The sequence below is a fragment of the Acidovorax sp. LjRoot129 genome, from assembly GCF_964253765.1.
Classification (GTDB): Bacteria; Pseudomonadota; Gammaproteobacteria; order Burkholderiales; family Burkholderiaceae_C; genus Acidovorax.
The window spans coordinates 43,058-66,182 of the sequence record NZ_CAXUSE020000001.1; the positions used below are offsets into that span (position 1 = coordinate 43,058).

The window sequence follows — 23,125 nt, forward strand, 5'->3', positions numbered from 1 at the left end:
TAATGACCAGCGACAACAACGACGACACCGAACCCACCCCCCCCTGGCTGGCCAGCATTCCGCTGGAGCCCAGCCACCAGACGCTGGCGCTGCTCATCGTCCACCCCGGCCGGGCCGTGGCTCCGCCGGAGGGCCTGGTGGAGGTGCTGCGCTTCTGGGCCGATGGGTGTGGGGGCTGGCTGGGGGCGGCCCGGGCCGCCAATGGCTTGTGGGGCTACATCGACGGCGAGGGCCAGTGGCGCGTGCCACCCACGCTGCAGAACGCCCGCAGCTTTACCGAAGATGGCGTGGCCCGCTTTTGCGACGGTGGGCGCTGGGGGTTCCTGGACCTCGCGGGGGTGGTGGTCATCCCGCCCGCGTTCGACAACGCCCACCCGTTTCGCAACGGTTTGTGCGGCGTGCAGGTGGGCAAGGACGCCTGGCGCATCATCGACCGCACGGGCCGCACCACGTGCGACGAGGTCTTTCATGAGCTGAGCCCGTTTGGCGGCAACGGCCTCGCGCGTGCCACGCTGTGGAAGAAATCCGGCAACCAGCGCACCCATGGTTTTGTGGACCGCACGGGCCGCTGGGTGATAGAGCCGCGTTTTTGCGACGCGCGGCCCTTTGGCGAATCCAGCGCCACGGCCGCCTCGCTGGACGGCGAGCTTTACGGCCTTATCGATGCCAAGGGCCATTGGGTGCTCGAGCCCCGCTACCCCCGCATCGACGCCTTCAACGCCGAGGGCCTGGCTTTCTTCGACGAACCCAACGCCTGGGACAACGGCCACGGCTACCTCAACACGCGTGGCAAGGTGGTGGTGAAGGGCGGGCGCCACCTGTCGCGGCGCATGGCCTGCGGCGCCGCCGCCAACAGCTACGACGGCACGAGCTTTCTGACGGCCGACGGCACGCCACTGCCCACGCCAGCCCTGAGCTACGGCACCGATTTCTCGACCGAGAGCTGTTATGCCGTGGTGCGCACCGCCGCCACCCCGAGCGGCACCGTCGCCCCGGCCCAGTGGGGCCTGCTGCACCCCGACGGCCGCTTTGTGCCCGCCCCTGAAAACCTGCTGGAGCCCCTGACGGGCGGCGACGGCTGGCTGGTGGCGCACCCACCCGACACGCCGCTGGTGCCGTTTCTCACGCGCGACGGGCAGCTGGCTTTCATCGACGGCGAAGGGGCCATCACTTGGCGCGCGCACTATGACGGGCAACAGGTGGCCCTGCTCGACGCCGCCGGCACACCGCTGTGGCGCAGTGGCGTGCGCGAGAACTGCTGGCCCCCGGGTCCGTTCTTCAACACACCTCCCACCGACCACCTGGAAAACCTGGAGACCGTCGACGGCATCGTGCCGCTGGCCCTGAACCTGCTGGCCGATGCCGAAGCCCGGCTGCACCGTCTGGCGGCGGGCGACGACCTGGCACCCGACGCGCCCGTGGACGGCGAGGACCAGGAAGACGATGGCGACCAGGAGCAGGAGCCCGACCAGGTGCAGGCCGCCCGCACGGTGGTGGTACGCCGGGTGATGCGTGCTTACCTGAGCGAGTCGCACAACGGGCCGTACGAGTTTTTGTGCACCGACCTCAACCGCGCGGTGGACGAGGCCCGGGTGGCCATGGTGCAGCAGCTGACCACACGCTTTGGCGCCGCCGACCCCAATCCGGAGCACGCCGCGCCCTGGGGCCGCCAGGGCGAGTACACCCAGGCCTGGCCGGTGGCACTGGCCAAGCCCCTGCCGGGCGACAGCGGCACCTTGCACGAGGCGCGCGAGCAGTGGCTCACGCTGTACAAGCATTCGGATTCTGGCGATGGCGACGTGTGGTGGGAGCTGTGGCTCATGGCCGCGCCCAGCATCGACGCGCTGCAGCTGGCGCAGCGCACCCGCACCGCGGCCCCCGCGTCGGCGCCGCCCAGCGATGGTGACGACGGGCCCGAAGGGCCCGACAGCGACGGCCCGGCACTGCACACGGAGCCGCCCGATAACGCGGCAGCGTCCACGCAGCTGCCGCAGAGCCGCGACGAATGGCTGGATGCCGTGCAGAGCGACCGCTATGCCATTGCCCATGTGCCCGCACCGTGGCTGGACGACGCCATGGTGGATGCCGCGCTGGCTGCCCATGTGGCCGCCTTGGAACACGTGCCCCCCGCCTGGCAAACGCCCGAACGGCTTGCGATGCTGGTGCGCCGCGGCCTGCGCGAGGCCGCCGACATCCCGCCCGCCTGCATGACCGCCGAGGCCCTGGCCCTGGCGCGCAGCCTGTATGCCGGCCAGCACGAGTGGGACTGGCGCGACGAGCGCAACAGCCGCATTCCCAGCACCTGGGACCACAACAGCCTGTGCGACATCTGGGGTTGCCTGCTCACACCCGAGCTCGCCCTGAAGGCCGTGCGCGCCCAGGCCCCACTCAGGGACCTGGCCCACTGGCTGCGCACCGATGCGGTGGAGCAGGCGGCATTGGAAGCCGACATCTACAACATCAGCTACATCGACCCGCGCAAGATCACGCCCGCGCTGGCCGAGCGCGCCGTGCGGCACGACTACGGCTGCCTGATCGAACACATCCCGGCCGAGATGCTGAACCCCGCGCTGTGCCTGGCCTCGGCACGCGCCAACGGGCTCTCGCTGGACAAGATCCCCGAGGCGCTGCGCAGCGCCGATGTGTGCGTGGCCGCGCTGAAAGACCGCTGGGAGATGTTCCCGGCCGTGCCCGCTGCGCTGCGTGAGGAGGTGACCACACGGCTCATCGAGGACGACCTGGCCCACGCACGGACGGAAGGTGAACGCCGCGCGGGCAGCCCCTGGCATGTGCAGCGCGCCTGGGCAAGGCTGTGGGCGGGTGACCACGAAGGTGCCATCACCGACGCCCGCCTCAGCCTGGGCCATGTGCGCCACGAGGCGCATCCGCACTACATCCTGGCCAGCGCCTGCCGCGCGCTCGGCCGCGCCGGCGAGGCCGCACTCGAAGCGTCCACGGTGCTGTCGCTGCACGCGCCGTACACCGCGCAATGGGATGCCGGCGAGGACACGCGCTGGTTGCAGGCCCTCGCGCAGTCCCAGGCGGACGCCGCCGATGACGACACCTTGATCGCGCAGCTGCAGTCGCACCCGCGGACGCTGGCTGACGTGCCGCGCGCGCGCATCACCCACGCCATGGTGGACGCCGCCCTGGCGGCCGACGAGGACACGGTGCGTTTTGTGCCCAAGCGGCTGATGACGCCCGCGCGCTACGCTGCGGCGCTGCGCCAGGGCGTGAAGGGGTTTGACCAGATTCCCGCCGGCATGCTCAGCGAGGAAGCCTGCATTGCGCATGTGCAGGGCAGCGGCTGGCGGCTGGCGCAGGTGCCGCCCGCACTGCGCACCGTTGAGGTCTGCGCCCACGCCGTGCGCGACAGCGCGGGGGCGCTGGAGCAGGTGCCCGAGCCGCTGCGCGATGCGGTGCAGGACGCCGCTGAGCAGCTGCGCCGCGCGGACGGGGACGAGGGGGATGGCGGAGGCGACACGTCCCGTTCGGCGGGTGTGGGCCACTGGCTGACCCGCCGCGTGGTCGAATCCGCGCTCCAGGGGCAGGACACCGCCGCCCGCCGCCTGCAGCACAAGGGCGTGGTGGCGGCGTTCATGGTGCAGGCGGCGATGACCGCCCGGTCCAGCACGCCGCCCACGTTGAAGGGCCTGGCGGGGTGGTTCGAGCAGCGGCCCGTGCTGGCCTTGCTCGCCAACCTGCTGCTGGGCCTGGCCGCGCTGGTGGGGCATGCGTTTGTGTCCGTGGCCGCCTGGCGTGCCGAGGGGCCGTGGATCGGCCTGCTGAGTTTTGCGCTGATGGGCTTTTCCGATGCCTACTGGGCCTGGCGGTTCGCGTTTGCCGCCCCGGTCCACCTCGGGCTGGCATTGACTGCGGCGGTGGTGGTGCTGTACGTGTTTGCCTGGCGGCGCCTGTACCGACGCCTGGGGCTGGCCTTCGCCGCACGCGAGGCCGAGGCCCTCCCGGATTAGGGCCGGGCGGGGCGCCCAGCCCACCCATTTATTACATTTTTCCTAGGGTCATCACCGATCCCGCGGGCGTCTGCGCACGCCCGCCGATGGATACACTTTGTAAAGAATTTACCGACCGAGTACGAACCTCCAGAAACCGCTTGGCTCGCCGCGCGAGCCCCCACCCAAACCGGTGCAAAGCCATGACAAGAGGATCGGACCCTTCCCCACGGTGGCCGCGGCACGCGGGCCTTGCCCTGCTGTGCGCCTGGGCCCACCACGCCAGCGCCCAAACCGACATCGCCCAGCTGCCGCTGGAGCAGCTCATGCAGATGGAGGTGACAACGGCCAGCCGCTACGCGCAGACCGCTCTGGAAGCGCCCGCCGTCGTGAGCGTGGTGACTGCCGAGGACATCCGGCTTTTTGGCTACCGCACGCTCGGCGAGGTGCTCTCGAGCATGCGCGGGCTGTACGTGTCGTACGACCGCTCCTACCACTACCTGGGCACCCGCGGCTTTGCCACGCCGGGCGACTACAACACCCGGGTGCTCCTGCTGGTCAACGGCGTGCGCTTCAACGACAACGTGTACGACCAGGCCACGATCGGCACGGACTTCCCGCTGGACCTGGACTTGGTGGACCGCGTGGAATTTGTGCCCGGCCCGGGCTCGGCGGTCTACGGGGCGAATGCATTTTTTGGCGTGGTGAACGTCATCACGCGCAATGGCCGCCAGCTGGCGGGGCCGCAGGTCAGCGTGGAGGCGGGCAGCCACGGCAGCGCCAAGGGCCGTTTCTCGGTGGGCACCGTGGACACGCACGGCGGTGATTGGCTCGTGGCCGTGTCGCGCGCCACCAGCCGGGGCGCGGACCAGTACTTTTCGGCGTTCGATGCGCCCACCACGAACCACGGCGTGGCCCAGCGCCTGGACTTTGACCGCAATACCCAGCTGTTCGCCCGGATGCAGCACGAGGGCCTGGCGCTCACGCTTGCGCACGGCGAGCGCACCAAGGGAACGCCCACCGCAGCGTTTTCGCAGGCTTTCAACGATCCGCGCTCGCGCTTCATCGACACCAACACGCGCGTGGCGGCCGAGTACACGCGCCAGCTGCAGCCGTCGCTGGCGTTTACCGGCCGCCTGCATGCAGGGCACTACCGCTTCGTGGGCGACTACGTGTACGACTACCCGCCGATCACCCTGAACCGCGATGTGGGCACGGGCCAGTGGTGGGGCAGCGACTTTCAATGGGTGAGCACGGCCTTTGCCCGCCACAAGCTCGCCTGGGGCTTGGACTACCGGCGCGACGCGCGCATCAAGCAGGTGAATGTCGATATCGACCCACCGGCCAGCTACCTCGACACCCGCCGCACCGGGCATGCCGTTGGCGTCTACCTGCAGGACGAATTTGCGCTGGCGCCCACGCTCACCCTGCACACGGGCCTGCGCTGGGGCAAACAATCCGGCAGCGCCGGCGGTCTGCACCCGCGCCTGGGCCTGGTGTATTGGTGGAGCCCCGTCACCGCCGTCAAGCTGCTGCACGGCACGGCCTACCGGCCACCCAACGCGTACGAGCGCGACTATGCAGTCGACATGGCGGGCGGCATGGTGCTTACCCACGGCCTGCGGTCAGAAAAGGTGCGCACCACAGAGCTTGCGCTGGAGCACGCGCCCACGGGCGCGACGCGCATGCTGCTGACCGCGTTCCGCTCGCAAGTGAGCAACCTGGTCTCGCTGGGCGACGCTGCGGTGGCGGACCGGCTGGCCTTCAGCAATGCGCGCAACGTGCACGTGGATGGCATCGAGGCAGAGGTGGAGCAGCGCTGGCAGCGCGGCGCACGCCTGCGCGTGGCCTACGGCTGGCAGAAGGCGCGCGATACCAGCACCCCCGAGCCGCTGACAAACTCGCCCCGCCACCTGCTCAAGGTGCAGTGGTCGGACACGCTGGAGCTGCCGGGCCTGGGCCAGGGCAAGCCCGGCCAGTATGCGGTGGAAGCCATTGGCATCGGCCCGCGCCGTACCCTCACGAACGCGCGCCTGCCGGGGCATATTCTGGCCAACCTGGTCTACACCAAGCGCATGGGGGATGTGGATGTGTCGGTAGGGGTCTACAACTTGCTGAACCGCCACCACGCCGACCCCGCCTCGTATGAAATCCGTGAAGACGCGATCCGCCAGGATGGACGAACCTACCGCGTGAAGCTCACCTACGGTTTCTGAGCCATGTCTCACTTCATCCGCTTGCGTCATCTGCTGTGGATCGGGCTGTGCATGCTGGGTTGCGCAGCGGGGCTTGCGCGGGCTGCCGACCCCGTGGAAGAACTCGACCTCAAGGCCGCCTACATCTTCAATTTCATCCAGTTCATCGAGTGGCAGGACAGCGACCAGGCGATCGACGGTGAGTGGCCGCTGTGCGTCTCGCCGTTCAGTCCGCTCAAGCGGCACCTGACAGCGCTGGAGGGCAAACCTGCCCGCAAGGGACAGCCCATCCGCGTGCGGTTGCTGGAGCCCGGCATGCTGCGGCAGTGCCGCGTGCTCATCCTGCACAGTTCCGACATCGAGCCCGTGTTGCGCGCACTGCGCGCGCTGCCCTCGGCGCACGGCATCCTCACGGTGGCCGATGAGGTGGCAAACAACAACCCCGAGATCATGATCACGCTCAGCCAGCAACAGAGCCGGATCGTGTTTGGCATCAACACCGAGGCGGCTGCGCGCGCAGGCTTGTCGGTCAGTTCGCGCCTGCTGCGGCTGGCCAAGGCGGCCAAATGACGAAAAAAATGCCCTCGCACGGGCCCGCGCCGTCACCGGCCCAGGGCCCAGACGCCGAGCAACCCCGACTGTCTTCGCGGCTGGTGGCCACCGGTATCCTGGCCGCGGGGCTCGCGCTGCTCACGGTGGTGCTGGCGCTCACCGGGCTCGACTACTGGAGCACACGCCAGTCGATGCTGCAGGACAGCCGGGTGGAGGCAGCCATCGTGGCCGACAACATCTCGGCCGCCGTCATGTTCCGCGATGCCAACACCGTCAGCGAAATGCTCGCCGCGCTGAAATCGTCGCCCATGGTGCTGGCCGCAGACGTGTACGACCGGCAAGGCCTGCGGCTGGCCGACTACGCGCGCGATCCCGAGGCACAGCACCCTGACACGCTGTCTGCCGCCGGCATGGAGGGCGTGGCAGAACGCGCGGGGCTGCGCGTGCTGGAGATCGCCCGGCCGGTGGAGGTGGGCGGCACGGCGTGGGGCACGCTGTACTTTCGCAAGTCGATGAGCGCGGTGTACACCCGCCTGGCCATCCGCTTCATCAGCGCCTTGCTGATTGCGCTGTGTGTGATGGCGCTGGCGGCGGCCATGGTGCTGCGCAGCCAGGCGGCTGTGCGCAACGCCGAGAACCGCCTGCATGCGCTGGCCCACACCGACGCGGTCACCGGCACCGGCAACCGCCACGCCTTCAACGAGCGCCTGGCCGCCGAGATCGAGCGCGCGCGCAGCCTGGGCAGCCGGGTGGCGCTGGTCTACATCGACCTCGACAACTTCAAGACCCTGAACGACACCTTCGGCCATGCGGCCGGCGACGGCCTGTTGCGCCAGGTGGCGCGGCGGCTGCAGTCGGTGGTGCGCGGCACCGACACGATCTCGCGCCTGGGGGGCGACGAGTTCGCCCTCATCCTGCGGCTCGACATGGACGACACGGCGCTCAACAGCTACGGCCAGCGCATCGTGGGTGTGTTCCGCCCCACGTTCACCGAGGTCGGCCAGCAGGTCACCGTGACCTGCAGCGCGGGCATTGCGACCTTTCCGGACGACGCGGCCGACATGGACAGCCTGGTCAGCAACGCAGACACGGCCATGTACCGCGCCAAGGACATGGGCAAGAACCGCTGCGTGCGGTTTGACGCATCGATGAACCAGGCCGTGGTCCGGCGCCAGGCCATCGAGCATGCGCTGCGCGCGGCGCTGCAAACCAGCGAGGGCCTGGCGCTGCATTACCAGCCGCTGTATGCCGCCACCGACAAGGCGGTGGTGGGTGCCGAGGCATTGCTGCGCTGGACGCATGCGGAGCTGGGCAACGTGCCCCCGCTCGAGGCCGTGATGGTGGCCGAGGACTGCGGCCTGATCGTGCCGCTCGGCTACTGGGTGATGCGCACGGCCTGCCGCGATGCTGCGCGCTGGCAGGCCGGCGGGCCGCTGCGGGTGTCGGTCAACATCTCGGCGCGGCAGCTGGGGGACCCGCAGTTTCTGGAGCGCGTGATGGACATCCTGCGCGAGGAGGGCCTGCCCGCGCACCTGCTGGAGATCGAGCTCACCGAGACCGTGCTCATGGACAACATGGAGGCCGGCGCGCACACCTTGCACCGCCTGAGCCAGCTGGGCATCCACCTGGCCATCGACGACTTCGGCACCGGCTACTCGTCACTGGCCTACCTGCGGCAGCTGCCGATGCGCCGCCTCAAGATCGACCGCAGCTTCGTGAAGGATCTGCCGGGCCACGAGCACAGCCGCACCATCGTCAACGCCATCGTGGCCCTGGCGCATGGCCTGGGGCTGCACATCACGGCCGAAGGGGTGGAGACGCCGGAACAGGCCGACTATCTGGTGCGGCAAGGATGCGACGTGCTGCAGGGCTACCTGTTTGCCAAGCCGATGCCGGGGCAGCAATTTCAGGCGCTGCTGGCCGATGCGCCGCGGCGCGCGGCGTAGGCGCCTTCAGGGCGAGGCCACAACGGCCGAAGCCGTCTTTGTTCTTTGTGTCAGGACGCCCCGTGGTAGCAGGGCGCGACCTCACGCACTTCGATGGTGGCCCATTCGGCGGCTGGGCATTCGTGGGCCAGGGCTACCGCCTCCTCGCGCGTGGCGCAATCGAGCAAGTAAAAGCCACCCACCATTTCCTTGGTCTCTGAAAAGGGGCCATCCACCAGCCGGGACTGCCCTTCGCGCACCTGCAGCCGCACGGCTTCGTGGGTAGACGCCAACGACTCGCTGGCGCGCAACAGGCCGCGGGCCTTGAGGCCTTCGCCAAAGCGCAGCATGCGTGCATACGCCTCCTGCCCACCCGCCAGCCCCCGCTCGGCCCGCTGGCCAGGGGGTTCCATGATGAGCAGCATGTAGGGCATGGGATGTCTCCTGCAAAGGCGAAAGGGGGATGGAGGAAGGAACGAACGGGAGGCCGACGTGGCCCCGGGCCGCCATCGTATCAGCAGCATATGCTATTAATTTAATAGCTATAAGCGCTTACCAATCAAGCGCTGGATGCCATTTTGATTCAAATTCTTGCGTGCTGCAGCCCGCCTGTGCTATCTTCGACCGCTATGCAACGCAGCATGCTCCTACCCACCCTATCGCTAAGCCTACTAGTGCTTGGCCGGGGTCTGCCTGCGTTCGCCACCGTTGCCTGACTCGCTCAGCGCAACACCTGATCTCCCCCTGACCCCGGCCCGCGAACCAGCCTTTGCACACGCAAAGGGCTGCAGGGGATGTCACACGTTTTGTCTTCTCATTCATTTCGTCTGACCCGTGCACCGCGCATTTTTTTAGCGCACCGCACACACCGTTCGTGGAGCCTCTCATGATTGCCAAGCCCGCCACCAAGTACCAGCCCATTGCTCCGGTCGCATTGACCGACCGCCAGTGGCCCACCCGCAGCATCACCCGCGCGCCCGTGTGGCTCTCCACCGACCTGCGCGATGGCAACCAGGCGCTGTTCGAACCGATGAACGGCGAGCGCAAGATGAAGCTCTTTGAGGAGCTGGTGCGCATCGGCTTCAAGGAGATCGAGGTCGGCTTCCCGGCCGCGTCGCAGACCGACTTCGACTTTGTGCGCCGCCTCATCGACGAAGACCTGATCCCCCACGACGTGACGATCATGGTCATGACCCAGTCGCGCGAGGACCTGATCGCGCGCACGGTGGAGGCCGTGAGGGGCGCGCCGCGCGCCATCGTGCACCTGTACAACGCCACGGCCCCCGCATGGCGGCGCATCGTGTTCGGGATGAACGTGACGCAGGTGATGCAGCTCATCGCGCACCACGTGGGCTACTTGAAGCAGCTCACCGACGCGCAGCCCGCCACGCAGTGGACGCTGCAGTACTCGCCCGAGACCTTCAGCGCCACCGAGCTTGACGTGTCGCTCAAGGCCTGCCAGACGGCCATCGCGGCGTGGAATGCCGGCCCTGGCCGCCCCATCATCATCAACCTGCCCACCACGGTGGAGAACGCCACGCCCAACGTGTTCGCCGACCAGATCGAGTGGATGGACCGGCGCCTTGCGCCCCGCGAGCACATCACGCTGTCGGTGCACCCGCACAACGACCGCGGCACCGGCGTGGCCGCGGCGGAGCTGGCAATGATGGCCGGCGCCGACCGCGTGGAAGGCTGCCTCTTTGGCAACGGCGAGCGCTGCGGCAACGTGGACATCGTGACGCTGGCGCTCAACATGTACACGCAGGGCGTGCACCCAGGCCTCGATTTTTCGGACATCACGTCGGTGGCGCGCATTGCCGAGGAATGCACCTCGCTGCCGGTGCACCCGCGCCACCCTTACGCGGGCGACCTGGTGTTCACCGCGTTTTCGGGCTCGCACCAGGATGCGATCAAAAAAGGCTTTGCCGCACAGGACCCGAACGCGCTGTGGGAAGTGCCGTACTTGCCCATCGACCCCGCAGACCTCGGCCGCACGTACGACAGCGTGATCCGCGTGAACAGCCAGTCGGGCAAGGGCGGCATCGCCTTCTTGCTGGAGCGCGAACACGGCGTGGTGATGCCGCGCCGCATGCAAGTCGAATTCAGCGCCGTGGTGCAACGCCAGACGGACGCGAGCGAGGGCGAGATGAGTGGCGAGGCGCTGTGGGACCTGTTCCAGGTGACCTACCTGCGCGCGCCTGCGCAGCCGGCCATCGTGTGCCACAGCCACAAGCTCGATGAAGACGGGCAGGGCATCGAGCTCGACGTGACCATCGACGGCACGCGCCAGCATTTGCGCGGCCAGGGCAACGGGCCGATTGCCGCCACCGTGGATGCGCTGGGCCTGCCGCTGCGCGTGGACCACTACGAAGAGCGCGCCACCGGCACGGGCGCCAACGCCCAGGCGCTGGCCATCGTGGAAGCCGCGATGGAAGGCGTGGCGGGCTCCACCTTCGGCGCGGGCATGAGCCACAACATCGTGACGGCGTCGGTGCTGGCCATCGTGAGCGTGGCCAACCGGCTGGCAGAGCGGCGCGCGGTGCCGCAGGCGGCCACGAGCACCGTCGCCTGAATGGGCTGGGCTGCAGAGATCCGCCCAGCCACCACGGGAGATGCGGCAGCGATCAGCCGGCTGATCCTGTCGCTGGCGCGCTTCTTCACCGTGGACCCCGGGGGCCGGGGCGCTGAAGATTTCCTGTTGTCCCTGCACCCTGATGCTGTCGCCGCGCGCCTGGCATCGGCGTCGTTCAAGACCTGGGTGGCGGTGGCCGACGGGAGCGACGTAGCGGGCGTGATCGTGGTGCGCGGCGGCCACCATCTTTTTCATCTGTTCGTGGCCGAGCCGTTTCAAGGGCAGGGTGGGGCGCGGGCGCTGTGGCGGCACGTATTGCCGCACATGGCCCCCAGGCGCCTGCGTGACGGTCAACGCCACGCCCTTCGCGCACGGTTTTTACGAACGCATGGGCTTTGTGGCCACCGGGCCTGCGGTGCAGACCGCAGGAATCGCTTTCATACCGATGGCTCGGCGATGCGATGGAGAAGGCGGCGGTGGCGGTACGGGCAACCCTGCACCGCAACACGGTCCACACTGACCTGGCAGGCACCGCAAAAACCGTTCTGCGCCGTGGGTCATCGCGGTGCACGCTGCAACTCCATTAACCTTGCGCCCCATGCGCGTTTTTCACAGCCTGGCTTTTGCTGCCTGCACCGTTGCCCTGTTGGCCCTGGCCGGCTGCGGCACCTCGCGGCCACCTTCACCGTCCTCGTCTTCGGCCCCGGTACGCACGACCCCGCCCCTGAACGCAGAGCAGGCGCACGACATCGCCATCCACGCGCTGGGCCTGGTGGGCACGCCGTACCGCTTCGGCGGCAACACGCCCGACTCGGGTTTTGATTGCAGCGGGCTGATTGGGTATGTGTACCGCAACCAGGTCGGCACGCCACCGCCCCGCACGGTGGCGCAGCTGAGCAGCTGGGGCTATCCCGTAGACGGCGGCGAGCTGCGCGCGGGCGACCTCGTGGTGTTCGGCACGGGCCGCCAGCCCAACCACGCGGGCATCTATGTGGGCGAAGGGCGGTTTGTGCATGCGCCGTCGACCGGCGGCACGGTGCGGCTGGACCATTTGCAGTCGCGCCACTGGTCGCGGCAGAACGCGGCGTTCCGGCGGCCTTAGAAGCTCCCCCTGAGTCGCCTTCGGCGCCTTCCCCCTGAGGGGGACGACGCCCTTGCTGCGGGGCGGCCCTTGCTCGGCGTCCCTCGCCTGGGGCGCGCCAGTTTTTACCGTTGTGGCCCAAGAGTAGAAAGGTGTTCGCCCAAATCGGCCAGCGGCGGCTGCCCGCGTCCACGCGACAATCGGGGCCACCATGACCCACGCACACCGCTCCGCCACACCGATTTCTACCCACGACACGACGCGCATTGACGACACGCGCATCAAGGCCGTGCGCCCGCTCATCACGCCCGCCCTGTTGCAAGAGTGGCTGCCCACGCCCGGCGCCGCGCAGGCGCTGGTCGAAACCAGCCGCACCGCCATCTCGCGGGTGTTGCAGGGCCAGAACGACAGGCTCATCGTCGTGGTGGGGCCTTGCTCCATCCACGACCATGGCCAGGCAATGGACTACGCCCGCCAGCTCAAGGTGCATGCCGACGCGCTGCAGCAAGACCTGCTCGTCGTGATGCGCGTGTATTTCGAGAAACCGCGCACCACCGTGGGCTGGAAGGGTTACATCAACGACCCGCATCTGGATGGCAGTTTTGCCATCAACGAAGGTCTGGAACTGGCGCGCCAGCTGCTGCTGGACGTGTTGGCCCTGGGCCTGCCCGTGGGCACGGAGTTCCTCGATCTGCTGTCGCCGCAATTCATCAGCGACCTGGTGAGCTGGGGCGCAATCGGCGCGCGCACCACCGAAAGCCAGAGCCACCGCCAGCTGGCCAGCGGCCTGAGTTGCCCCGTGGGCTTCAAGAACGGCACTGACGGTGGCGTGAAGGTGGCCAGCGACGCCATCCAGGCGGCGCAGGCATCCCACGCCTTCATGGGCATGACGAAGATGGGCCAGGCCGCCATCTTTGAGACGCGTGGCAACCAGGACTGCCATGTGATCCTGCGCGGCGGCAAGCAGCCCAACTACCAAAAGGCCGATGTGGATGCGGCATGCGCCATGCTCAAGGCAGCGGGTCTGCGCGAGCAGGTCATGATCGACGTGAGCCATGCCAACAGCAGCAAACAGCACCAGCGCCAGATCACCGTGGCCGACGAGGTGGCCCAGCAGGTAGCGGCGGGTGACCGGCGCATTACCGGCCTGATGATCGAAAGCCACCTGCAGGAAGGCCGCCAGGACATCGTGCCCGGCCAGACGCTGCAGCCCGGCGTGTCCGTGACGGATGCCTGCATCAGCATGGCGCAGACCGTTCCGGTGCTTGAAGGCCTGGCGGCAGCGGTGCGGCAACGACGGTCCCACGCGCGGGCGTAGGCGGCGCACGGCGGGGGGCTCGACCGCGTCAGGCAGCTTGATTCGCGGGCCCCACGGGTGGGGTCACGCTGCGGCCCTGTCGCAGTGGACTGAAGGGTCAGTGCGGTCCCGGGGTGCGGCCCGCTTGCCGCTCGGCGAGGGCCGCCATATCCATGTTGCGGGCCGTGGCCAGCAGCGTGGCACACAGCGTCTCCTTACCATCCGCGTCCACCGCAAACACGTCGGACGCGCAGACGGTGAGCAGCCGCGCTGCATCCACCACCCGCCCCCTTGCCCGCAGGCATACGCCGCGCGCGGGCGCCACGATTTTCACGGTAGCGTCCACGGTGGCATTGACCCAGCCCGGTGGCAGCACGCTGCCGGCTGCGCCCACCGCAGCAAAGTCGGCTATGGCGAACACGGCGGTGGCCTGGAGTTGCCCGGGGCGAAAACAGAACGCCTCGCTTATCGGGATTTCCACCTCCACGAGACCAGGCTCGGCGCGGACAAAACGCAGGCCCAGCGTGCGCGCCATGGGCATGGCGAGAACCGCTGCCTGGAGCTGCTCGATGGGTGTGGCGGATGGGGCGGCCGCAGGTGCAGAAGAAGTCATGGCGTTTTCCTTGATCGGCTGGATGGGTTGGTTCGATGGGTACGGGGAACGGGCGTTGAGGGAGTTGGCGAAGCGGGCGCTTCTTGGACCACCGCTGGAGCAGGCGCACCAGCAGACCGCACCCGCGGCCAACCGCCCTGGGGTGCCGCTGGCGGGGGGCGCTTGGCTTTGGCCTGCTGGGCTTGCAGCCAGGCCTGGTGGTCCAGCACACGCGCCTTCTGCGCCTCAAGTGCAGCGATTTGCTGGTCCAGCGCCGCGGCGCGCTCGCTCAAGGCTTCCACCATGGTGTTGATGCGCAGCGTGCCGGCGCGGTAGGCCCCCAGGCGCTCCGCGATCTGCGGCAGGGAGAAGCCGAGCTGGCGCGACATGGCGATGAAAACCACCTCGCGCTGCAGGGCCGCGGGGTAGTCGCGGTAGCCGTTGGCGCGGCGGCGCGGCTGTAGCAGCCCCAGCCGCTCATAGTGGCGCAGCGCATGGACGGACACGGCAGTGCGTTGTGCAAGTTCAGAGATCTGCATGCCACCACACTAGCAAGCATGGCGCTGCACCAAGGTTGCCCAGGTGACTGCGTTTGGGGCAAACCCGCATGGCATGCGCCGCCGTGCAACGGGGTCTGCGGTGTAGCATCCATGGTTCGGGGTGGCAGGCACGGCTTTTTTGCCCAGCAGCGGGGCGACAATGCAGTGCGGGCTGCCCCCGTCCTCCTCCGGTTTCCTTCAACTGCCCGACCCTTTGACGACGACGCTGCTTCCGTTTGATGGCAACGACCTCCAGGCCGCCCGGGCTCTGGCGTCGAGGCGCGCGCCAGCAGGCACAGCGATCGCATTGGCCTGACCATGCCTTCCGCCCACGCACCCGACGAGGCAGCGCGGCTCAAGGCTCTGCAGTCCTACGCGATCCTGGACACCCCCTCCGAAGAAGGTTTTGACCAGCTGGCCACACTGGCCGCCCGCGTGTGCGATTGCCCCATTGCAGTGGTCAATTTTCTGGACGGCGAGCGCCAGTGGTTCAAGGCGGCCGTCGGCGTGCCGTTTCAGCAGACCGAGCGCGCGATCGCGTTCTGCGCCCATGCCCTCAGTGGCAGCCGCGAGCCGGTGATCGTGACCGACGCCACGCAGCACCCTGTGTTTGCCGGCAATCCGCTGGTGACAGGCGAGCCCCACGTGCGTTTCTATGCCTGCGTGCCCCTGGTCACGCCTGAGGGCTTTGCGCTGGGGACCCTGGCGGTGGTGGACACCGTGCCCCGTGCCCTCGAAGACGGGCAACTCGAGGGTCTCAAGATTCTGGCCGGCCAGGCGATGGTGCAGCTGGAGCTGCGCCGCCAAAAGCGCCTTCTGGCGCAGTTGGTCGAAGAGCGCGACCAGATGCACGCCGAGATGCTGGCCCAGGGCGACGCGCTGCGCGCCGCAGGGCGCATTGCCCGCATCGGCGGCTGGACGCTGGAGCTGCCTGGCCTGCAGTGGACCTGGTCGCAGGAGATTGCAGCGGCCTACGGCCTCGGCCAACGGCAAAGCCATCTGCCGCAGGTGCTGCAGCTTTTTGGCCCGCCACACCGGGCCGTGGTGCAGCGGGTGCTGGACGATTGCATCGAACACGGCACGCCGTTCGACATCGAAGCCGAAGCCCTGATGCCCGGTGACCGGCGCCTGTGGGTGCGCGCCGCGGGGCAGGCTGCACGCCATGCCGACGGGAAGATCGTGCGCATCCAGGGTGCATTCCAGGACATCACCGACCAGCGCCGGGCGCACCAGGCCCAGCGCGAAAGCGAGGAGCGCTTTCACCTGGTGTCGCGCGCCACGGCCGATGCGGTGTGGGACTGGAACCTGATCACCGACCACATCTGGTGGAGCGAGGGCATGCAGACCTTGTTCAAGGTACCGCCCGACCAGTTGCAGGCGGACAGCAGCTCCTGGACCTCGCGCCTGCACCCCGAGGACCACGACGTGGTCGTGGCCGGCATCGACGCCGTGATCGATGGCCAGGACAGCCACTGGTCGCACGAGTACCGCTTCAGGCGGCAGGACGGCAGCTACGCCTGGGTGCTCGACCGCGGTTTTGTGATCCGTGATGGCGCCGGCAGTGCGGTGCGCATGGTGGGCGGCATGACCGACATCAGCGCCCAGAAGTTTGCCGAACTCGATGCGCTGCGCGACGCGCAGAACCACGCTGAATTGCTCCAGGTGCAGCAGCGCATCTCGTCGATGGAGCTGCCCATGCCCGAGGCATTGCAGCTGGTGGCCGACACGGTGCTGCGCCAGACCCTGGCCAGCGGCGCGCTGGTGGAGCTGCTGCGCGACCAGCAGCTGGTGGCCCAGGCCGCGGCGGGTGACCACGTGCGCCCCGTGGGCCACCTGCTGCCGGTCAACCAGAGCCTGCTGTGGCCGGCGCTGCGCGAAGGCCGCACCGTGGTGTGCAACGACACCGAAGCCGAGGGCTGGGACATGGCCTCGCTGCCGCACCGCCACGGCGTGCGTTCCGTGATGGCCGTGCCGCTGCGCACGGCCGATGGCGTGGTGGGTTCGCTCAAGGTCATCTCGGACAAAGTCAACGCGTTCTCGCGCCGCGACCTGGCGCATCTTGAGATCCTCACCGAGTCGCTGGGCGCCATGGTGCAGCTGCGCCACGTGGCCGGGCAATTGAAGGCGTCGGAGCAGCAGTACCGCATGCTGTTTGACGAGCACCCGCACCCGATGTGGGTGTACGACAAGGAAACACTGCGCCTGCAGGCCGTGAACCAGTCGATGGTGACGCACTACGGCTACGCCGAGGCCGAGCTGCTGGCCATGCAGATGACCGACCTGTGGCCCGCCGAGCGCCGCGCCTTCATCAAGGCCAGCATCGACGCGATCCCGATGAGCCAGCGCAACAAGCCGGTCATCAGCCGCCACCAGAAGAAGGACGGCGCGATGATGGACGTGGAGATCACGGCCGGCAGCATCAGCTTCAATGGCCGCGCCGCGCGCCAGGTGCTGGCCACCGATGTGACCGAGCGCCTGCGCACCGAGCGCGAACTGGCGCGCATGGGCCGCGCCCAGCGCCTGTTGAGCGCCTGCAATGAGACCCTGGTGCGCGCCACGTCGGAAACCGCGCTGCTGCAGGCCATCTGCCAGATTGCGGTGGACATCGGCGGCTACCGCATGGGCTGGGTGGGGTTTGCGCTGGACGACGAGCGCAAATCCATCGAACCCGTGGCGCACGCAGGGCACAACCAGAACTACCTTGAAAACCTGAGGCTCTCCTGGTCCGAAGACGACCCCAACGGCCACGGGCCGGCGGGCCGGGCCGTGCGCTCGGGCAAGCCCGTGATCGTGCAGGACATCCGCACCGACGGTGACTTTGGCGAGTGGACCGGGCGCATGCTGGAGCACGGCTTTCACGGCCTCATTTGCCTGCCGCTGCGCCACCGCGATCGCGACCGTGAGCGCACCTTCGGGCTGCTGTACCTGTACGCGCCAGAAATCGTGCAGATCAGCCCGGACGAAGCTGCACTGCTGCAGCAGCTCTCCAACGACGTGGCCTTCGGCATCACCAGCCTGCGCGCGCACCAGGCGCAGCAGCGCATGCAGGCCTCCGTGCTCAAGGTGGCGGCCGCGGTGTCGGCCAGCACCGGCACCGAATTTTTTGTGCAGCTGGTACGCAACATGGCCGATGCCCTGGGCGCGCAGGGCGGGTGCGTGGTGCGGCTGCAGCCCACCACCGAGGGCAAGGCCCCCCGCGTGACCACGCTGGCCGCGGTGCTGGACGGGCAAATGCTGCCCAACGACGAGTACGACCTCACGGGCACCCCCAGCATCCTGCTGCTGACCCAGCGCGAGTACGTGGTGACCGAGAAGGTGCAGCAGGCGTTTCCGGATGCGCCAGTGCTGCGCGCGGTGGGCGCCCAGGCCTACGCGGGCCAGCAGCTGTGCAATGCCGACGGCGAAGTGGTGGGCATCGTGTTTGTGCTGTTCCGCCAGCCCATTGCCGAGACGGATTTCATCACCTCCACGCTGCAGATTTTTGCCGCGCGTGCCTCGGCCGAAATCGACCGCCAGCTGGCCGACGCGCGCATCCGCCACCAGGCCTCGCTGCTGGACAAGGCGCAGGACGCCATCCTGGTGCGCGACCTCGAGCACCGCATCATCTTCTGGAACAAAAGCGCCGAGCGCCTGTACGGCTGGTCGCAGCTGCAGGCGCTGGGGCAGTCGATCGAAACGCTGATCTACGACGACCCCACCCATTTCCGCCACGCCACGCAGACCGTGCTGGACCAGGGCGAGTGGACGGGCGAGATCATGCAGTACCACCGCGACGGCAGCACCATCGAGGTCGAAGGCCGCTGGACGCTGGTGCGCGGCGACGACGGCCAGCCGCAGTCCATCCTGGCCATCAACACCGACATCCGCCAGCGCAAGGCGAGCGAGCGCGAGATCCAGCGCCTGGCGTTCTACGACGCGCTCACCGGCCTGCCCAACCGCATGCTGCTGATGGACCGCATGGGCCATGCGCTGGCCAACGCCCACCGCCGCCACCAGGGTGGCGCGCTGCTGTTCATCGACCTCGACAATTTCAAGACGCTGAACGACACCCTGGGCCACGACCAGGGCGATCTGTTGCTGCAGCAGGTGGCGCAGCGCCTGAACACCTGCGTACGCAGCGTGGACACGGTGGCGCGCCTGGGCGGCGACGAGTTTGTGGTGATGCTCGAAGAGCTCAGCGCCAAGCCCCACGAGCTGGCGCTGCACGCCCGCGGCGTGGGAGAAAAAATCCTCACCATGCTGGCCGTGCCCTACGCCCTCGCGGGCTACCAGTACCGCAGCACGCCCAGCATCGGCATAGCACCGTTCACCGGCGAGCAGACCAGCGTGGGCGAGCTGCTCAAGCAGGCGGACCTGGCCATGTACCAGGCCAAGACGGCAGGGCGCAACACGCTGCGCTTTTTTGACCCCGACATGCAGGCCGTGGTGACGGCGCGCGCGGGCCTGGAGACCGACCTGCGCGCCGCCTTGGCACAGGATGAATTCTTGCTGCACTACCAGCCCCAGATGCACCAGTCGGGCCGCTGCGTGGGGGTAGAGGCGCTGGTGCGCTGGGCCCATCAGCAGCGCGGCATGGTGTCGCCAGCGCAGTTCATCCCGCTGGCCGAAGAAACCGGGCTCATCTTGCCGCTGGGCCGCTGGGTGCTGCACACCGCGTGCAAGCTCTTGGCCACCTGGCAGAGCGACCCGGCGCTGGCCCACCTGACCATGGCCGTGAACGTGAGCTCGCGCCAGTTCCGCCACGCCAGCTTTGTGGACGACGTGGCCCGCGTCATCGCCATCACCGGTGCGCCCGCCCACCTGCTCAAGCTCGAGCTCACCGAAAGCCTGCTGGTCGAGGACATGGAAACCACCATCGCCACCATGAGCGCGTTGCGCTCGTACGGTGTCGGGTTCTCGCTGGACGACTTCGGCACCGGGTATTCGAGCCTGAGCTACCTCAAGCGCATGCCGCTCGACCAGCTCAAGATCGACCAGAGTTTTGTGCGCGACTTGCTCACCGACCCGAACGATGCCGCCATCGTCGACACCATCATCGGCCTGTCGCGCAGCCTGGGCCTGGAGGTGATCGCCGAAGGGGTGGAAACCCCGGACCAGCGCGAACTGCTGGCCCGCGCGGGCTGCCTGCACTACCAGGGCTACCTCTTCAGCCGTCCGCTGTCTGCAGACGCGCTGGCGGGCTTTCTGAAGCCTTCGGCCGGCTGATCACGGCGGAGCGGGCCGGCCCCTTTCGGGCTGCGCCGCTCGCTGGTTCCTTTTTTTCCACTGGTTGCGGGCGTTCGCATGGCTTGCGCGCTGGCGCTCAGAGCCCCGAGCAGCGCCTGGGGCGGCTGGCATGGGGGAGGGGGCCTGTTGATCTCATCCAAGCGCCTGCTGACCCTCTCAGCCACGCTCTGCTCACCCACTGCGGGCTGAAGGCCTTCCACTGTCCAGGCCAAGGACCCTTCAGTTGACGGCAATGCGCCGACCCGAAGCTTCCCGAAGTTCTCCTCTGTCTTCTTATTGAAGTTCTTATAAATACATAGTCGTAGTAGTAGAGGCTGCCTTGCCGTGTGGACAACCCGCTTTTCCGGCGGCCAGTCAAGCACTTGCGTCGCTCGCAACCCTGTGCGCACCAGCCTCTTCCCGCTGTCGCGCCGGCGGGGACAAAAGAGGAAGAACGCCCCCGTCTGTGGATAACAGGCCAGTTGTGCCAGAACTATCCCCAGTCTTACGCACCGAGCCATGTCAGCATTTTTTTCGATAAAAATGGCCGCTAGCGCTTTATCTATAAGCGCTTATAGCTATCAAATTTGTAGCTACCGAGTCTGCTGACATGTTGAACAAGCGTTTGCAATCGCCATGGAGGGCCGGTTTGACCGCTGAGCCGCCAAGGTGTCCTGCCAAGTCAACCAAGCCTTTTCTTCACCGCGCCCACGGACCGTCATCAGCTTGGCCGGGCCCCGGGTTGGACTTTCTGTTATTCATTAATAGTTCTATTGATAAATAGCAGTAGTAGTAGAGCAAGCCACTTTCTGTGGACAAGGCTGGTTTCCTGAACCCTGGCGCGCACTTGCGTCGTTCCAAAGTATGTGGGGCGCAGGCCCTGAACTCCGGGGCTCGCAGACAACAACTTCCGGCGGCCGAAGTTTTCTGTGGATAACCATGCGGTTGTGCCAGAAGGGCCCCCAGGGTTATCCACAGGGCGGCTGAATTGACCCCAGCGGCCCGCGCCGGCACACGCGGACGCGCCCGTGCCGACCCTTGCGCCACCGACAGACAGCAAAAAGCCCGGGGCCCTTTCCAGGACCCCGGGCAGCCGGATGCGTGGCGTCTTGGCCGCGCTATTTACTTGGCCGGCGCGGCAGTGGCGGGTGCAGCAGGTGCTGCGGCCCGGCCGGTGTCGCCACGGTGGTGCCGCTCGCCGCCCATGCCATGGCGGCCCTCGCCTCCGCCGTGGGCGCCGCCACGATGGTGGTGGCGGTGTGCCTTGGCATCAAAGGTCTTTTGTTGCTCGGGCGTCAGCGTGGCGTAGAAGGCCTTGGTCGCTTCGCCGCGGCGGTCGGCCTCGGCGGCATGTTGTGCGCGCAGGGCCCGCATGCGGTCAATGCGCTCGGGCGTGGTCAGCTTGTCCATGTCCTTGCGGTCCAGGCGGGCGCCGCGTTCTCCGGGTTGCATGGCGCTGCTGAAGGTGGCCCAGGCCGGTTCTTGCGCCGGGGTCAGCTTGAGCTGGTCCTTCAGGGCGGCCATGCGCTGGGCCTTGTGGGCCTGGTGGCGTTCCCGGTGGTCGCGGCGTTCGCCTGCGGGCTTGGCATGGCGGCCTTCGGGGGCCGTGGCGCCGGCCGCCGGGGCAGCAGGTGCCGCAGCGGGCGTGGTCTGTGCCAGGGCCGGCAGGGCCAGGGCGGCGATCATGGTGGTGGCGGCAAGACGGTGTTGAAACTTGAAAACCATGGTGCAGGTCCTTTCTTTCTCTATCTCACGGGGTTGGAAGCTCGCCGGGACGACCGTTCCAGCGATGAAGTTCAGTGTCTGCGCCGCATGTATCGCCGCCGTGCGCACTCGGTGAGGCTGTGTAAAGTTGTGACAAGAAGCTCGGCAGCGTTTCGGCCGGTCGGACAAATAATTTCCGGCCCCACGCTTGTTCCAAGGTGTCGGTCAGCTATGAAAATTGAAGCGTTTGCTGCTCCATGCCCCCGGATGGCCGTTGGGTAGCGGGCCGCTGCCGCCGCGTCCCCCCGACAATGGTGGGTTCGACCCGTGCTGTCACCAGGTCTGCCAGCTTGGGTTTGTTGTTTGTCTAACGATTTCGCTACCGAGGGTTTTCCGTGTTCAAGAACATGATCGTGTACCGCATTGCGCCGCAATGGCAGGTGGAATTGACGCAAGTCGAAGACGCGTTGGCAAAGGCCCCTTTCACCGAATGCGGCGCCACGCAAGAAAAATCTCTGGGCTGGGTGCCCCCCCGCGGTGATGCCCACGGCCCGCTGGCCGAATCGGTCGGAGGGCAGTGGATCCTGCGCTTCATGGTCGAATCCAAGGTGCTGCCGGGCAGCGTGCTGGCGCGCAGGGTGAAGGAAAAGGCCGAGCGCATCGAGCAGGAAACCGGCCGCAAGCCCGGCAAGAAGGAAAGCAAGGAGCTCAAGGACGAGGCCAAGCTCGACCTGCTGCCCATGGCCTTCACCAAGCAGGGCTCGATGTGGATCTGGATCGACACGGCGTCCCGCCTGCTGGTGCTCGACACCTCCAGCCAGGGCCGTGCCGATGAGGTCGTCACGCTGCTGGTCGAATCGCTGCCCGGCCTGTCGGTGTCGCTCATCAACACCCAGACCAGCCCGCAGGCCGCCATGTCGCACTGGCTCAAGGAGCAGGAACCCCCCGTGGGTTTCACCGTGGACCGCGAGTGCGAACTCAAAAGCGCCAGCGAAGAAAAGTCCGTGGTGCGCTACGCCCGCCACGCGCTCGACATCGAAGAGGTGCAGGCCCACATCGACGCCGGCAAGCTGCCCACCAAGCTCGCGATGACCTGGGATGACCGCGTGTCGTTCATGCTCACCGAAGGCTTCCAGATCAAGAAGGTGTCGTTCCTCGACACGGTGTTTGAAGGCACCAAGGCGGATGACGGTGGCTTTGACACCGACGTGGCGATTGCCACAGGCGAGCTGGTGAAGCTGATTCCCGACCTGATCGAGGCGCTGGGGGGCGAGGCAGAGAGCGGTGTGGCCAGCGCCGCCCAGGCGGTGGCGGCGGGTGGTGACAGCGCTCCGTCATCAGCCCCGGGTTCAGGCTCCGGCCTGGCCGCCGCCGTGCCAGCGCCGCCCAAAGGCAAGGACGTGGCGGGCCGCGCGATCACCGGGCCAGCCACGGCACCGGTGGACACGGACCCGGAATCGGCGCCGTTCTGACGCCCCTCGCCGGAGCCGAGTTCAACACCGGGGAGGCG

At 67.8% G+C, this 23,125-nt stretch carries 14 protein-coding genes and 1 pseudogene; 11 read left to right on the forward strand and 4 right to left on the reverse strand.

Going from position 1 to position 23,125, the window contains the following annotated elements; all coding sequences use genetic code 11:
* Positions 1-2 precede the first annotated feature (2 nt).
* The 4 genes from ACSQ3Q_RS00230 (at position 3) to ACSQ3Q_RS00245 (ending at position 8,646) form a co-directional block, all read left to right on the forward strand.
* Positions 3-3,974: a WG repeat-containing protein gene (locus ACSQ3Q_RS00230; protein ID WP_436132432.1), complete on the forward strand. Its 3,972-nt coding sequence runs from the start codon at positions 3-5 to the stop codon at positions 3,972-3,974.
* Positions 3,975-4,156: 182 nt separating this feature from the next.
* A complete protein-coding gene (locus ACSQ3Q_RS00235; protein ID WP_436132433.1) occupies positions 4,157-6,169 on the forward strand; it encodes a TonB-dependent receptor plug domain-containing protein in 2,013 nt (670 codons plus the stop codon).
* 3 nt (positions 6,170-6,172) lie between these two features.
* Positions 6,173-6,718: a YfiR family protein gene (locus tag ACSQ3Q_RS00240; protein WP_436132434.1), complete on the forward strand. Its 546-nt coding sequence runs from the start codon at positions 6,173-6,175 to the stop codon at positions 6,716-6,718.
* Complete coding sequence (locus tag ACSQ3Q_RS00245) at positions 6,715-8,646, forward strand: putative bifunctional diguanylate cyclase/phosphodiesterase (protein ID WP_436132435.1); 1,932 nt, start codon at positions 6,715-6,717, stop codon at positions 8,644-8,646. The genes ACSQ3Q_RS00240 and ACSQ3Q_RS00245 overlap by 4 nt, the downstream gene beginning before the upstream one ends.
* A gap of 50 nt (positions 8,647-8,696) precedes the next feature.
* Here the strand turns inward: ACSQ3Q_RS00245 and ACSQ3Q_RS00250 are convergent, their stop codons facing one another.
* Entirely contained in the window at positions 8,697-9,059 is a 363-nt protein-coding gene (locus ACSQ3Q_RS00250) for a YciI family protein (protein ID WP_436132436.1), read from the reverse strand.
* Positions 9,060-9,511: 452 nt separating this feature from the next.
* Between ACSQ3Q_RS00250 and leuA the strand changes: the two genes are divergently transcribed.
* From leuA to ACSQ3Q_RS00275, 5 genes and pseudogenes are all read left to right on the forward strand, one after another.
* Complete coding sequence (gene leuA, locus ACSQ3Q_RS00255) at positions 9,512-11,197, forward strand: 2-isopropylmalate synthase (protein WP_436132437.1); 1,686 nt, start codon at positions 9,512-9,514, stop codon at positions 11,195-11,197.
* Positions 11,198-11,521 (forward strand): annotated as a pseudogene (locus tag ACSQ3Q_RS00260) (GNAT family N-acetyltransferase); the annotation flags it as partial. It abuts the gene before it with no gap.
* Between the two features lie 19 nt (positions 11,522-11,540).
* Positions 11,541-11,717 (forward strand): GNAT family N-acetyltransferase, encoded by a 177-nt coding sequence (locus ACSQ3Q_RS00265; protein WP_436132438.1) that lies wholly within the window; start codon positions 11,541-11,543, stop codon positions 11,715-11,717.
* A gap of 78 nt (positions 11,718-11,795) precedes the next feature.
* Positions 11,796-12,299, forward strand: coding sequence for a C40 family peptidase (locus tag ACSQ3Q_RS00270; RefSeq protein WP_436132439.1), 504 nt, complete (start codon positions 11,796-11,798; stop codon positions 12,297-12,299).
* A 190-nt stretch (positions 12,300-12,489) separates the two neighbouring features.
* Positions 12,490-13,596, forward strand: coding sequence for a 3-deoxy-7-phosphoheptulonate synthase (locus ACSQ3Q_RS00275; RefSeq protein WP_436132440.1), 1,107 nt, complete (start codon positions 12,490-12,492; stop codon positions 13,594-13,596).
* Positions 13,597-13,693: 97 nt separating this feature from the next.
* Here ACSQ3Q_RS00275 and ACSQ3Q_RS00280 read toward each other — a convergent pair whose 3' ends face one another.
* Positions 13,694-14,188 carry a PaaI family thioesterase gene (locus ACSQ3Q_RS00280; protein WP_436132441.1) on the reverse strand — a complete coding sequence of 165 codons (495 nt, stop codon included), beginning with the start codon at positions 14,186-14,188 and terminating at the stop codon, positions 13,694-13,696.
* Positions 14,185-14,706: a MerR family DNA-binding transcriptional regulator gene (locus tag ACSQ3Q_RS00285; RefSeq protein ID WP_436132442.1), complete on the reverse strand. Its 522-nt coding sequence runs from the start codon at positions 14,704-14,706 to the stop codon at positions 14,185-14,187. Before ACSQ3Q_RS00285 ends, ACSQ3Q_RS00280 begins: the two co-directional genes overlap by 4 nt.
* Before the next feature lie 318 nt (positions 14,707-15,024).
* Between ACSQ3Q_RS00285 and ACSQ3Q_RS00290 the strand changes: the two genes are divergently transcribed.
* Positions 15,025-19,911, forward strand: a complete 4,887-nt coding sequence (locus ACSQ3Q_RS00290) for an EAL domain-containing protein (protein WP_436132443.1) — start codon at positions 15,025-15,027, stop codon at positions 19,909-19,911.
* Between the two features lie 1,122 nt (positions 19,912-21,033).
* Here the strand turns inward: ACSQ3Q_RS00290 and ACSQ3Q_RS00295 are convergent.
* A complete protein-coding gene (locus ACSQ3Q_RS00295) occupies positions 21,034-21,636 on the reverse strand; it encodes a Spy/CpxP family protein refolding chaperone (RefSeq protein ID WP_436132444.1) in 603 nt (200 codons plus the stop codon).
* 374 nt (positions 21,637-22,010) lie between these two features.
* Between ACSQ3Q_RS00295 and ACSQ3Q_RS00300 the strand changes: the two genes are divergently transcribed.
* Positions 22,011-23,087, forward strand: coding sequence for a recombination-associated protein RdgC (locus ACSQ3Q_RS00300; RefSeq protein WP_436132445.1), 1,077 nt, complete (start codon positions 22,011-22,013; stop codon positions 23,085-23,087).
* Positions 23,088-23,125: the final 38 nt, after the last annotated feature.

Excerpts from the sequence above, each read along its gene's own strand:
- ACSQ3Q_RS00235 (WP_436132433.1), top strand. The coding sequence starts at position 4,157 with ATGACAAGAGGATCGGACCCTTCCCCACGGTGGCCGCGGCACGCGGGC.
- ACSQ3Q_RS00270 (WP_436132439.1), top strand. The coding sequence starts at position 11,796 with ATGCGCGTTTTTCACAGCCTGGCTTTTGCTGCCTGCACCGTTGCCCTG.
- ACSQ3Q_RS00245 (WP_436132435.1), top strand. The coding sequence starts at position 6,715 with ATGACGAAAAAAATGCCCTCGCACGGGCCCGCGCCGTCACCGGCCCAG.
- ACSQ3Q_RS00250 (WP_436132436.1), bottom strand. The coding sequence starts at position 9,059 with ATGCCCTACATGCTGCTCATCATGGAACCCCCTGGCCAGCGGGCCGAG.
- ACSQ3Q_RS00230 (WP_436132432.1), top strand. The coding sequence starts at position 3 with ATGACCAGCGACAACAACGACGACACCGAACCCACCCCCCCCTGGCTG.
- leuA (WP_436132437.1), top strand. The coding sequence starts at position 9,512 with ATGATTGCCAAGCCCGCCACCAAGTACCAGCCCATTGCTCCGGTCGCA.
- ACSQ3Q_RS00290 (WP_436132443.1), top strand. The coding sequence starts at position 15,025 with ATGCCTTCCGCCCACGCACCCGACGAGGCAGCGCGGCTCAAGGCTCTG.
- ACSQ3Q_RS00285 (WP_436132442.1), bottom strand. The coding sequence starts at position 14,706 with ATGCAGATCTCTGAACTTGCACAACGCACTGCCGTGTCCGTCCATGCG.
- ACSQ3Q_RS00275 (WP_436132440.1), top strand. The coding sequence starts at position 12,490 with ATGACCCACGCACACCGCTCCGCCACACCGATTTCTACCCACGACACG.
- ACSQ3Q_RS00280 (WP_436132441.1), bottom strand. The coding sequence starts at position 14,188 with ATGACTTCTTCTGCACCTGCGGCCGCCCCATCCGCCACACCCATCGAG.
- ACSQ3Q_RS00240 (WP_436132434.1), top strand. The coding sequence starts at position 6,173 with ATGTCTCACTTCATCCGCTTGCGTCATCTGCTGTGGATCGGGCTGTGC.
- ACSQ3Q_RS00295 (WP_436132444.1), bottom strand. The coding sequence starts at position 21,636 with ATGGTTTTCAAGTTTCAACACCGTCTTGCCGCCACCACCATGATCGCC.